Genomic DNA, 12,475 nt, shown 5'->3' with positions numbered 1-12,475 from the left:
TTCCGGACGATGTTGGGGCCGGCAGAACACGAACAATGGGTACACACCACAAAGCCTTATCAGCGAAGGAGGCATTACATGAAAATAACAAGAACAGGTCTCATGCTCGCGGTCGCAGTCACAGCCAATAGCGGGCTGATGGGTTCTGCGCACGCCGAGGTGTCACCTCAGGAAGCCGCCAAACTGGGCAAGGAACTGACCTGTGTCGGCGCCGAGCAAGCAGGGAACGCCGAGGGCACCATTCCGCCGTACACCGGCAAGTACCTGGGTGAAGTGCCAGGCTGGAATCATGTGAAGTACTCCGGCGACCAGCCGGTAGATCCTTATGCCGCGGAAAAGCCGATCCTGGTGATCACTGCGCAGAACATGAGCCAGTACGAGTCGCGCCTGACGGAAGGGCAGAAGACCCTGCTGAAGAAATACCCGACCACCTACAAGATGAATATTTATCCAGGCCACCGGGATTTCCGCTACCCCGATTATGTCTGCCGCCGCGCGATGGACAACGCGTTGCACGCCAAGCTGGTCAACAACGGCGACGGGTTCACCGGGATTGGCCAGGTGCCGTTCCCGATCCCTAAAAGCGGCGTGGAAGTGTTGTGGAACCACCAACTGCCAGCCCGTGCCTACACGGAGGAAAAGACCTCCGACCTGGCGTCGGTCCTGCCCAACGGCAACATTGGCTGGGGGCGTGCCTACGCGCGTAACCTGTCGTTGGCCAACTCACCCACCGTCGATTCCCGCACGGAAGACAAGCTCTCGGCCCTAAGTAACAACATGACCCTGAAACCGGCCCGGGACAACGGTAACCTCAGTATTGCCCATGAACCCTACAACTATGGCACCGATGCGCGTCAGGCCTGGTCCTACAGCCCATCGACCCGACGCGTACGGCAACTGCCGGGTTATGGTTACGATCAACCGATGATCGGCACCAACGGCACCATGACCGTCGACGAGGACCGCTTGTTCAACGGTTCACCGGAGCGCTTCTCCTGGAAGCTGATCGGCAAGCGCGAGATCTACAGCCCGGCCAACGCATTCAAGCCTAATACCGGGACGGTCAAGTACGCCGACATCCTTACACCGAACCATCCCAACCCGGACTTCATGCGTTACGAGTTGCGCCGTGTATGGGTGGTGGAAGCCAACTTGAAGGAAGGCTTCCGTCATGTCTACGGCAAGCGTGTGCTGTTCATCGATGAAGATACCTGGAACGCCGTCATGGCCGACAACTACGATGCCCGTGGGCAGCTGTGGAAACACGCCATGATCAACTACTACTACCACCCTGACATGAGCGGCTGGCAGGCCGGTTCGCAGTTCTTCATGGACCTGAACTCCGGCCAGTACACCGGCTACGGCATGACCAACGAATCGAAGAAAGGCCCGATCCTCAACGAAGGCAAGTTCACCCCGGACCAGTACACCGCTGATGCGGCGCGAGCCATCGGGCGCTGAGCCCTGGGTCGTTGCAATGACAAAAGCCCTATCGCATTGCGGTAGGGCTTTTTTTTTGCCCGCTGACTGATCGTTCCCACGCTCTGCGTGGGAATGCCGCCAGGGACGCTCCGCGTTCCGCTGTCGACGCCTGACTTGAGCCCTGCGCAACGGTGACGCGGAGCGTCACTGGATGCATTCCCACGCAGAGCGTGGGAACGATCATCAGGGGGAGAGGAGTATCAGTTGATCGGCTGAGAGGTGATCGACCATTGGGGATCCAGCGGGCCGATCATCTCCAGCAGCCGTTTGTAACCGGTACGCAGGATGCGCCACTCGCCTTCCAGCTTGACGTAGCAATCCTCGTAGATCGCGCTGCCGTTGAGCAGGGTCTGCTCATCGAGGTTGATGAACACGTCGTTGAGGTACCACAGGCCAGTGGCCTCATCACCGTTGACCGCAATTTCCGGGGTGTGGCCGTTGTGCATGCCGAAACGGCGGTTGGTAAAGCTGGTGCGGTAGAACTCGATAGCCTCTTCTATCCCGTTGAGTTCGAACTGGTAAGTCGGGCTGTCGAATCGGACCTTCACGTCGGGTGAAAGGATGCTGCGCAGCAGCTCAAGGTTGCAGGTATCGACTCCACGAAAGTAGCGGGCCTTGAGCTGTTTGATCTGCTCGATGGCAACGAGATCCAGCATGTCGGTAATCTCCAGGGGGAGGGCCACACGGGCTTCGCATGGCCGTCGCAAAAGAGGCGACGTTCACGTCGCCTTGAAGGGTTCAGCAGGGCAGGAAGTGGCCGCCGTTGACGTCCAGTTGCGCGCCGGTAATGGCCTTGGCGTAGTCGCTCGCCAGGTACAGCGCAGCCATGGCGCAATCACTGTCTTCAGGAATCTTGCGCAGCGGAATCTGTTGGGCGATCTGCTCGACCAGCGACTCCATCGGCACCCCCAGGCGCTTGGCTTCGCTCTGGAAGTAGCCAATCACCGGCGCGCCCCACATCCAGCCCATGAAGGTAGAGTTGACGCGGATGCCGAACGGGCCAAGATCCTGGGCCAGGTACTGCACGGCGGTTTTCAACGCGCCTTTGGAGACGGCATAGCCCGATTCCAGCTGGTTGGGGGTGCGGGTGGCCATGGTGTTTATCATGACGATGCTGCCGCACTTCTGTTTCTTCATCTGTGGGAGCACGGCCTGGGTCATGTGCAGGGTGCCGAACAGGTTGACGTCCATTGCGCTGCGCCAGTCGTCCATGGCCGATGCGGAGGAGGTGCCCCAGGCGCCATGGGCGTAGGCGGAGTTGATCAATACGTCGATCCGGCCGAAGTGCTCCGTCGTCAGGTCGGCGAGCGTCTGGCACTGTTCGGGCTGGGTGATGTCGGTGGGGACTTTCAGGATCGGGGTGCTGTAGCCAGCGTTGCGCACCGCTTGTTCGGCCTGATCGAGCTTGGCCGGCGTACGCGCGGCCAACACCACGGCCTTGGCCTGGTACTCCGCGGCACGCACGGCCAGCTTGATGCCCAGGCCAGGACCGATACCGGAAATGATGACGACTTTGTCTTTGAGCAACATGGCAATTACCTTCTTATTGTTTTGGTCGGGGAAGGGCGTTCAGGAGCGACTGGCGTGTAGTTCTTCGGCGCGGCGTTTCAGGTCCAGGGCCATCTGGTCGAAGCCGATTTTTACCCAGGCACCGTGTTCACGCATGATGGTGTCCTGGTTCAGGCCCAGGAAAATGTCAGTGGTGAAATAGCTGCAGCGGTTGGCATCGATGGCCTTGATGTACTGGTCGCGGCGGGCGGCGTCCATGTTCTCGGGAACGGGGCGCTGCTCCCACGACAACAGCTGCTCGGGGTCGCAGGCCACGAGGTACTCGAAGACCGGGACGGTCTCGCCGGTATCGGGAGTCAGTACCTGCATATGCACTTCGTCGCCGATCTGCAGGCCACAGCGGATGCTCGGACAGAAGCTGTTCCACAGGTGGTAATTGTCCAGGTCAACGAGCACTTCCCAGACCACTCGGGCGGGGGCGTCAATTTCCACTGTGTGGGAGGTCACTATGTTTTCGGCTCTTGCCATGACGGTCTCCTGTCGTGCGTTCAGTTGATGGGGCGGGAAGTGATCTGCAGGTGTTCGCTCAAGGGCTGGATCGTCTCGAGCAGGGTTTCGTAACCCGTCTGGGCGATCATCCAGCGCTCGCCGCGCTTGATGTAGCGATCCTGGTAGATGGCGCTGCCATGCATGTGGGTGTTGTCCTCGAGGTTGATGAACACGTAGCTCAGGTACCAGAGCGCTGTGGCCTGATCGCCGTTGACTTCGATTTCCGGGGTGTGACCGTTGTGGGTAGCCAGGCGGGTCTTGGTGAACGAGGTGCGGTAGAAGTCCAGTGCATCGCCCAGGCCGTTGACGTGGAACTCGTAGGCCGGGCTCTTGAACGACAGGGCTACGTCCTCGGTGAGCATGTCTTGCAGCATCGAGAGGTTGCAGGTGTCGATGGCGCGGAAATAGCGCGCCTTGAGCTGCTTGATCAGCTCGATTGCTTCTAGATCCAACATGGAAAGCCTCCTTGTGGGCTACTCACTCGCTGAGCTGGTATTCACTGGTTTGGATGCAGTCAATTTTCTCGAAGTCGATGAACTGGCTGGTCGATTCGTACATGGCCTGCTGGCGCTTTGCGCAGGTGTCCGGATCACCAAGGGCTGCGAAGAACCCCTGCTGATTGCCAATGGCTTCGGGCGGGAAGTTTTCTTCGACAATGGCGTGCAGCACCGGCGCGCCGAAGGACAGCGAGCGCACCACGGTGTTCTGTCGGTAGCCGAAAATCGATTGCAGGGGATAGGCCTTGGGCCCGTGTCCGTTGCGCCAGGTGTCGTGCCATTGCTCGTAGCTCAACCGGTGGGGCTTGTGTAGCAGGGCTACCTGATTCATGCCGGGTGTGCGCTCGCCAAGTGGCACCCGGTACTGAGCGGCGCGAGCCTGGCGTTCTTCGGGGTAGGGCTCGGATTCCACCACCAGATAAGCCTCCTGGCGGCGGGTCTGCGGCGCCACGATTGCCTGGATGGCGGGCCATTGCGAGGCGCTGTCCAGCCACAACGAAAGCAGCCCGTCCAGCGGCACGGCGCTGTTGGTGATGCGCTGTGCGTGGGCAGCGGCCACCGCCTCATCGACCACCATGACACGGATATTTTTGGCGCCGGCACGAGCCAGTTCGTCGTGTAGGCCAAGCAAATCCGCACGCCATTGCCCGGCGCTCGGTTGTGTCGGCTTCCACAAGGTCAACATGATTTTTTCCATGGTTACTCCAGCCCTTGTTCAGTGATTGACGCTCAGGTGGCGGGCGCGATATTCGCGGTAGTCCTCGGTCATTTGCGCCTCGTTAAGACCGAAGCGCTCCAGGCTGTAGTCATGGCTGGCGCGTTTTTCCCGGCTGTTTTGCGACAGCCAGGCCTGCGCGTCGGCGCGGGCTTTATCGGTAAACGCCAGGTCGGCAAAGGCGTAGACCTTCTCCAGCACTTGCAATGGCTGGGTCACGGTGTCGGCGAAGTTGATGTCGAGAAAGCGCTCGGCAGCGTGTTGATCGCGTACCTGCATGGTGTGCCGGATGCCGCGCGCCATGCGAGTGTTCCACTGCTCGCCGGCGGCTTTCGGGTCCGGGGTGTCGCTGTACATCTGCCACAGGGTGTGGGCCATGCTGGCCATCGACGGGATGGTCTGGGCCGGTTCGCGGTGGGTCAGAATCACCTGGGCCTTGGGGAAGACATCCAGCAGCAAATGCAAGGTGTGCAGGTGCTGGGGCGCTTTGAGCAGCCAACGCTGGCCCATCGGTTCACCCCGTTGTTGTTTCTGCCACTGCAGGAACTGCAGCATTTTTTTCAGTTGGGTGTAGACCGGGCGCTGGTCCTGGCGGTCCAGCCAGTGGGTGTAGCTGGGCACATTGACGTAGGCGTCCATGGCGCACATGAACGAGTGTTCCATGAGCATGAACTCTTCGTCGCAGAGCATGGCGTCCAGAGGGTGGATCGCCAGGATCTGCGGAATGACTTCGGCCATCAGGTCGACCTCGGCCTTGGCCTGGGCAATGCGCTTGGCCGGCACTGCCAGGGTTTCGTCGGCCAGCGGTGCCGGAAAACGCGTCTCCCACCAGGCGGCCGAGTAGAAGCGCGGGTCGACCGCCAGGGTGCGCTGAAGCATGGTGGTGCCAGTGCGCGGCAGACCCACGATGACCAGCGGATCGTCGATCGCTATCTCGATAATTTCCGGGTAACGGCGCAGGTAGTCCTCCATCACCAGGCGGTTGACCAGTTGCCCCACCAGCCGTTCTTCCAGCAAATACAGGCCGGACGGTGACAGCCGGGCTTCGGCGGCCAGCGCAACCAGCAGCGCCTGCAACGACTCGCGATAGTTGTCATCGCCAAAATCGCTCAGGCCATTGGCGCGCGCGATGGCGCTGGCCAACAGGTTTTCCACGGTCAGGTCTTCAATGCGAGTGAGCGCGTTCATACGACCTCCGCCACGGCAGACACGTTGATTACGCGAGTGGTGGGGTGGCATTGCTCCTGGGCGCCGACCCAGCGCAGGCACAGGGTGCCTTGGCGTACGCCGGCGGTTTGCAGCCAGTTGCTTACCCCAGGGTCGAGCTCGCTGAGTACCAGGGTCACGCCGCCGTTTTCGTCGTAGCGGGCCTGGTGCTTGTTGAAGCAGATCTGGTGGTAGCGGTAGTCCAGCGATTCCATCCAGTAGTTGTTGATCTGCAAGTTCCAGAAGTCGCAGTCCGGCACCTTGTCGATGTGAATCACCAGCGCCTCTTTCTCGGCCAGCGCCCAGTGCGAGTGGTAATAGAAGATGTTCGGGTCACCGCCCACGGACTGGCAGAGCGCCTGGTTGGCGGGAGGCAGTTGATTGCTGTGCGGCAGGTAGCTTTGGCTCCAGTCGGCGAACAGCCTCGCGGTGTTTTCCACGAAGCTCGATACCCGCGCCAGGCCCTGTTGGAATGTCGCCGGATCAAGGGCCTTCGGCTTGCTCTCGGTGCCGATGCGCTCAATGCTCAGCTTGGCCGGCACTTCGCTGCGACGGTCAAGAAACGTCTGGCGCACGATCAGGGCATTGGTGGCGTCTTCCATCTTCAGCCAGTTGCCCGGTTGCGGCTCGGTGCTGAGGATGATCTCGAAATTGCCCTGGGCATCGACCTGCAGCTGGCTGGCGTCGATGAAGCCGGTCTGGATCAAGGTGCCGTCGGTTTCGTAACCGCCTTTCTGGGTGCCAAAGCTCAGGTAGGCGACGCTGCCGCGCTGGCCTTTGATGCGGTATTGCAGCGTGCCGTCCAGGCGCGAGTACTCGTAGAGGTTATCCGGGTTGTCGGCACCAATCTTCGCGGTCTCGTGGGAAGTCTTGAAAAAGCTGGGAAAGGCCGGGTCGGCAAACTCGATGTGCATCTCCAGGCCGATGCGCAGCAGGCGTGTGAGGTAGCGGAAACCTTCGGCGCGGGTGGCCGCATCGGCCGGTGCTTCGGGGCGCAGGATCTGCTCGCCGCAGCGCTTGAGGTGATCGCAGAACGTGGCCCAGGTCTGGCCACTCAACAACTGTTGTTCGTCAATAGAGCTGATTGTCATTGTTAGACTCTCTTGATGGGACGAGCACCGCCGCAGGGTGCTCGCTGGATGCCCGGCGAACCGGGCGCCGGGGCTAGAGTTCCTTGCCGATGAAGCCGCGCTCGATCAGCACCTCGATGATCCGATCCACTGCACCCTCGGGCGTCAGCTTGCTGGTCTGGATATGAATATCCGGCTTGCTCGGCACCTCATAAGGCGAGTCGATGCCCGTGAAGTTTTTCAGCTCGCCGCGGCGGACTTTCTTGTACAGGCCCTTGGGGTCGCGCTCTTCGGCCACGGCCAGCGGCGTATCGACGAAGATCTCGATGAACTCGCCTTCCTGCAGCAGCCCACGCGCCATCTCGCGCTCGGAACGGAAGGGCGAGATGAAGGCGGTCAACACGATCAACCCGGCATCCACGAATAACTTGGACACCTCGGCTACCCGGCGGATGTTTTCCACGCGGTCGGCGTCAGTGAAGCCCAGGTCGCGGTTCAAGCCGTGACGCACGTTGTCGCCGTCGAGCAGGTAGGTATGGCGGCCGCGAGCGTACAGGCGGGTTTCCAGCAGGTTGGCAATGGCCGATTTGCCGGCCCCCGACAAACCGGTGAACCACAGCAGCACCGGCTGCTGGCCCATCTGTTCGGCGCGAGCCTTCTTGTTCACATCCACGTGTTGCATATGGATGTTCTGCGAGCGGCGCAGGGAGAACTCGATCAGGCCGGCGCCGACGGTGGCGTTGGTCAGGCGGTCGATGAGGATGAAGCTGCCGGTTTCCCGGTTGTTCTTATAGGCATCGAAAGCGATCGGCTGGCTGGTAAACAGGTTGCACACGCCGATCTCGTTCAACGCCAGTTCCTTGGCCGCCAAGTGCTCCATGGTATTGACGTTGATCTTGTACTTGGGCACCGCCAAGGTGACCGACAGCGTCTTGCCGCCGATCTTCATCAAGTACGGGCGGCCGGCGAGCATGGCCTGTTCGTGCATCCAGATCAGGCTGACCTGGAATTGGTCGGCGACGCTGGCCGGGTCTTCGGCGGTGGACAGTACATCGCCGCGGCTGCAATCGACTTCATCGGTCAGGGTGAGGGTGATGGACTGCCCAGCCACGGCTTGTTGCAGGTCGCCATCGAGGGTAACGATGCGCGAGATCCGGCTCTCTTGCCCGGCTGGCAACACACGGACGCGGTCACCGGGATGGATCACGCCGCTGGCGATGGTCCCGGTGAAACCACGGAAATCCAGGTTGGGGCGATTGACCCATTGCACCGGCATGCGGAACGCCAGTTTCTGCTGGTGCGCCTCGTCGACCTCAACGGTTTCCAGATAGCCCATCAGCGTGGTGCCGCGGTACCACGGCATGTGCTCGCTCTGCTCGGTGATGTTTTCGCCGCGCAGTGCGGACATCGGGATCGCGGTGAAATCCTGCAGGTTGATCTGTTTGGCGAAGGCGCGATAGTCATCGACGATGGCGTTGAAGACTTTCTCCGAGTAGTCCATCAGGTCCATCTTGTTGACCGCCAATACCACCTTGCGAATGCCGAGCAGCGAGGCCAGGTAGCTGTGACGCCTGGATTGGGTCAGTACGCCGCGTCGGGCATCGATCATCACCACGGCCACGTCCGCGGTGGAAGCGCCAGTCACCATGTTGCGGGTGTACTGCTCATGGCCCGGGGTGTCGGCAACGATGAACTTGCGCCGGTCGGTGGAGAAAAAACGGTAGGCCACGTCGATGGTGATGCCTTGTTCGCGCTCGGCGGCCAGGCCATCCACCAACAGGGCGAAGTCCAGTTCGCCACCCTGGGTGCCGTCTTTTTTCGAGTCGGCCTCCAGCGCTTCCATCTGGTCTTCGAAGAGCATTTTCGAATCGTAGAGCAGGCGTCCGATCAGGGTGCTCTTACCATCGTCGACGCTGCCGCAGGTGATGAACCGCAGCAGGCTCTTGTGCTCGTGGGCCTTGAGGTATTGGCCGATATCCTCGGCAATCAGGTCAGATACGTGTGCCATTAGAAATACCCCTCTTGTTTTTTCTTCTCCATCGATGCGGACGAGTCGTGGTCGATCATTCGCCCCTGACGCTCGGACGTGCGGGTCAGCAGCATTTCCTGAATGATCTTGGGCAGGGTGTCGGCCTCGGATTCGACGGCACCGGTGAGCGGGTAGCAACCCAGGGTGCGGAAGCGCACGTTGCGCATCATCGGCACTTCACCCGGGTTGAGCGGCATGCGTTCGTCATCGACCATGATCAGCATGCCGTCACGCTCGACCACCGGGCGCGGCGCGGCGAAGTACAGCGGTACGATCGGGATGTTTTCCAGGTAGATGTATTGCCAGATGTCCAGCTCGGTCCAGTTGGAAAGGGGGAAGACGCGAATCGACTCGCCTTTGTGCTTGCGCGTGTTGTACAGGTGCCAGAGTTCCGGGCGCTGCTTCTTCGGGTCCCAGCGGTGCTGGTCGGAGCGGAAGGAAAAAATCCGTTCCTTGGCCCGGGATTTTTCCTCGTCGCGTCGCGCACCGCCGAAGGCCGCGTCGAAACCGTAGTGATCCAGAGCCTGTTTCAGGCCTTCGGTCTTCATGATGTCGGTGTGGATCTGCGACCCGTGCTTGAACGGGCTGATGCCCATTTCAATGCCTTCGGGGTTGGTGTGGGTCAGCAGGTCCACGTTCAGCTTGGCCACCATCTGATCGCGGAAGCGATACATCTCCTGGAACTTCCAGGTGGTGTCGACATGCAGCAAAGGGAAGGGCGGCTTGGCCGGGTAGAAGGCCTTCATGGCCAGGTGCAGCATGACCGCGCTGTCCTTGCCGATGGAGTAGAGCATGACCGGGTTGTCGGCTTCGGCGACAACCTCGCGCATTGCCTGGATGCTCTCGGCCTCCAGTCGTTGCAGGTGGGTAAGCGTCATAGATTTTCCTCTCGCTTTTTGTTGTTGTCGTTTATCAACGTACAACTGCTGCGATTCGGACTTATGCGCGACTTGATGTTTTAACATCAGGCGCAACATCTGCAGCATGGGGTCGCGGGGAAGAGGGGGGGCGATGGTCGCTGGCACATCGTCATGGCTGACGCGCGCGGCTTGCTGACTGATCTGGGTCGCCAGTTCGCGGGCACCGCTGAGCATTGCGCTGGCTTGCGGCAGATGGAACAGATGCAGGCGTTCAGCGCGTTCGCCAGCCCAGGTGATAAAGGTCGCGGCGCGTTGCCAGTGCATGCCCGAGAGCAGCGCGAAGACTTTGCGTTCGGCCGAGCGACACAGGCGGTCGAAGAACTCTTCCAGGTGGGGGGCGCGCAACCCGTCTTCGTAAGGCAGCCAGAGCACCTTGCCGCGATTGCTGACCGCGCGCAGCACCCCGTAACTGAGCTTGCCCTGGTCGTTGCGCGCACCGTAGTCATCGATCCAGTGGATCTCGCCGTTCTGCGTACGCGCCTGTTCGAGAATGTCCCGGTAGGTGCTGCGGTACCAGCGCTGCACCGCCAGCGAAGCATTGGCGACACGCTTGGCCGGGCGCTCGGCATTGAGCTGCCAGCGTTGCAGATAATGGGCGGCGGTGCGTTCTGGCAGGTCGATATCGTGCAGACGCTTGACCAATGCCTGCATCGCTTCCAGTTGCCAGAGCAGGAACGGCAGCTGGTGCCGTTCCGGCAGCGTGCTGACCAGCAATTGGTAGATGCTGCGTTCTTGCTCGGCGCTGAGGCTGCGGCCCTCACCTTGCTTGCGCCCACGTTCGCGCACAGGCACGGCGCTCCAGCCACCGGCTTGCCACGCCTTGTAGGCAGAGATGATGGTCGGCGATGAGAGCCCGGTGTCCTGGCTGATGGTCTTGAGCGTGCTGCCGCCGATGCGCAACTGCACGGCACGCAGGCGCAGCTGGTTGATCTGCGCAACGGATAACTGATTGCCGTGGGACACGGGAACTCCTGTTAAACATCCATTTGCTGAGTGGCGGGGCTGTAGATGTCTGTACTGTTCCCGGATCCGCAAAACGGCGCATAGGCCGAACGGACCATACGAAGAACAAAAACAGGAGAATTCCCATGAACGACTCAATGACTGTTCTGCTTGAAGACGTCATCGGTATTGTTCGCGCAGCGGGCGAGCTGGTGATGGAGGTGTATCGCTCGGATTTCGAGGTGCGCGGGAAAGTCGATACCTCGCCGGTGACCGAGGCTGACGAGCGCGCCGAGGCGCTGATTCTGCAGGCCTTGGCTGCACGCACGCCGCAGATCCCGGTGATTTCCGAAGAGGCCGCCGCTGCCGGCCATGTGCCCGAGGTGGGCCAGCGGTTCTGGCTGGTGGACCCGCTGGACGGCACCAAGGAGTTCATCAATCGCAATGGCGAGTTCACCGTCAATATCGCCCTGATCGATAACGGTGAACCGGTGCTCGGGGTAGTCCTGGCGCCCGCGCTGGACCGACTGTTTGCCGGTGCCCGTGGTTACGGCGCCTTTATCGAACAGACGGGAGAGCGCCAGGCAATTCACTGCCGAACGGTGTCGCAGGAGGGGCTGGACGTGGTCGCCAGCCGCTCCCATGGCGATGCCGAGGCGCTGGATAAATTCCTCGACGGGCGTCAGGTGCGTTCACTGAAAAGTGCCGGTTCATCGCTGAAGATTTGCCTGGTGGCTGCTGGCGAAGCAGACCTTTATCCGCGCCTGGGGCGCACCATGGAGTGGGACATTGCCGCGGGGCATGCGGTGCTTGTCGCGGCCGGTGGGCAGATTCGCACCCTTGCCGGCGATGCGCTGCGTTATGGCAAGCCCGGCCTGGACAACCCGCATTTCTACGCTCAGGGTCTATAGACCTCAGACGCTTGCGTGCGCTGGTTGCATATTTGGATTGGGTGTATATCCGTTGCTGCGGTAACGGCGACTTATGGTTTCGCTCTTACAGCGAGTCTTGGAAAAACGGAACGCCGCCCGGCCCTAAGTAACCAAGGGCTCTTGCCCCTGGCGTTCGGCCCCTCGCTGGGGCTCGGGGTACCTTCGCTCCGGTCCTGCTCCGTGGGTCGCCGCGCTGGGCCATCCTTGGCCCAGCGCGGCTAAACCGGCATCCATGCCGGTTTACCCACTGCGCAGAACCGGAACGAAGCCTCTCGATGGGGCAAGAAAATCAAAAACCAAATTAAAAACCAAAGCGAGGCGGCCTGACAGCCGACCTAATTGCAGGCTTGTCCGCGATCCCCTGTGTGAGCCAGCCTGCTGGCGATGAGCGTCCAGACAACGCGATCCTTCAGACAGGGCGCGTTATCGTTGACGTCCATCGCGAGCAAGCATCGCTCCTACAGGGGTACGTGCTCACTTGAAGTCAGGTCGGCTTTAAGGCCGCCTCGCTTTTGTTTTTGATCGTGGGCGCCCCGTTAAACCACGATGGCCGAACGCAGGCATTGCGCAGTGGGTAAACCGGCAGGACGCCGGTTTAGCCGCGCTGGGCCAGGGACGGCCCAT

The 12,475-nt window shown here is 61.0% G+C and carries 11 protein-coding genes; 2 read left to right on the top strand and 9 right to left on the bottom strand.

Annotated features, from left to right (window positions below; genetic code table 11):
• The first annotated feature begins 78 nt into the window (after positions 1–78).
• The gene (locus AC1Q8Q_RS29310; RefSeq protein WP_020801281.1) at positions 79–1,461 is read left to right on the top strand and encodes a DUF1329 domain-containing protein; all 1,383 of its coding nucleotides are present in this window, start codon (positions 79–81) and stop codon (positions 1,459–1,461) included.
• Positions 1,462–1,682: 221 nt separating this feature from the next.
• Here the strand turns inward: AC1Q8Q_RS29310 and AC1Q8Q_RS29305 are convergent, their stop codons facing one another.
• The 9 genes from AC1Q8Q_RS29305 to cysD form a co-directional block, all read right to left on the bottom strand.
• Positions 1,683–2,138: a nuclear transport factor 2 family protein gene (locus AC1Q8Q_RS29305; RefSeq protein WP_020801155.1), complete on the bottom strand. Its 456-nt coding sequence runs from the start codon at positions 2,136–2,138 to the stop codon at positions 1,683–1,685.
• Positions 2,139–2,220: 82 nt separating this feature from the next.
• Complete coding sequence (locus tag AC1Q8Q_RS29300) at positions 2,221–3,012, bottom strand: SDR family oxidoreductase (RefSeq protein ID WP_151142824.1); 792 nt, start codon at positions 3,010–3,012, stop codon at positions 2,221–2,223.
• Positions 3,013–3,051: 39 nt separating this feature from the next.
• On the bottom strand, positions 3,052–3,519 hold the full coding sequence (locus tag AC1Q8Q_RS29295; protein WP_151142821.1) for an SRPBCC domain-containing protein: 468 nt from the start codon (positions 3,517–3,519) through the stop codon (positions 3,052–3,054).
• A gap of 20 nt (positions 3,520–3,539) precedes the next feature.
• Positions 3,540–3,995: a nuclear transport factor 2 family protein gene (locus AC1Q8Q_RS29290; RefSeq protein ID WP_020801152.1), complete on the bottom strand. Its 456-nt coding sequence runs from the start codon at positions 3,993–3,995 to the stop codon at positions 3,540–3,542.
• 22 nt (positions 3,996–4,017) lie between these two features.
• On the bottom strand, positions 4,018–4,734 hold the full coding sequence (locus AC1Q8Q_RS29285; protein WP_151142818.1) for an EthD domain-containing protein: 717 nt from the start codon (positions 4,732–4,734) through the stop codon (positions 4,018–4,020).
• 18 nt (positions 4,735–4,752) lie between these two features.
• Entirely contained in the window at positions 4,753–5,940 is a 1,188-nt protein-coding gene (locus tag AC1Q8Q_RS29280; RefSeq protein WP_020801150.1) for a sulfotransferase family protein, read from the bottom strand.
• Positions 5,937–7,049: a DUF1214 domain-containing protein gene (locus tag AC1Q8Q_RS29275; RefSeq protein ID WP_492615844.1), complete on the bottom strand. Its 1,113-nt coding sequence runs from the start codon at positions 7,047–7,049 to the stop codon at positions 5,937–5,939. Before AC1Q8Q_RS29275 ends, AC1Q8Q_RS29280 begins: the two co-directional genes overlap by 4 nt.
• 73 nt (positions 7,050–7,122) lie before the next feature.
• Entirely contained in the window at positions 7,123–9,036 is a 1,914-nt protein-coding gene (gene cysN / locus AC1Q8Q_RS29270) for a sulfate adenylyltransferase subunit CysN (protein WP_020801148.1), read from the bottom strand.
• On the bottom strand, positions 9,036–10,022 hold the full coding sequence (cysD, locus tag AC1Q8Q_RS29265) for a sulfate adenylyltransferase subunit CysD (protein ID WP_225441952.1): 987 nt from the start codon (positions 10,020–10,022) through the stop codon (positions 9,036–9,038). The genes cysN and cysD overlap by 1 nt, the downstream gene beginning before the upstream one ends.
• Positions 10,023–11,065: 1,043 nt before the next feature.
• Here cysD and cysQ point away from each other — a divergent pair.
• Complete coding sequence (gene cysQ, locus AC1Q8Q_RS29260; protein ID WP_020801146.1) at positions 11,066–11,830, top strand: 3'(2'),5'-bisphosphate nucleotidase CysQ; 765 nt, start codon at positions 11,066–11,068, stop codon at positions 11,828–11,830.
• Positions 11,831–12,475 lie beyond the last annotated feature (645 nt).

The sequence above is a fragment of the Pseudomonas sp. GW823-FHT06B06 genome (assembly GCF_058795195.1).
The sequence above is the reverse complement of the archived record's forward strand: the minus strand, read 5'-3'. Positions and strand labels throughout refer to the sequence as shown.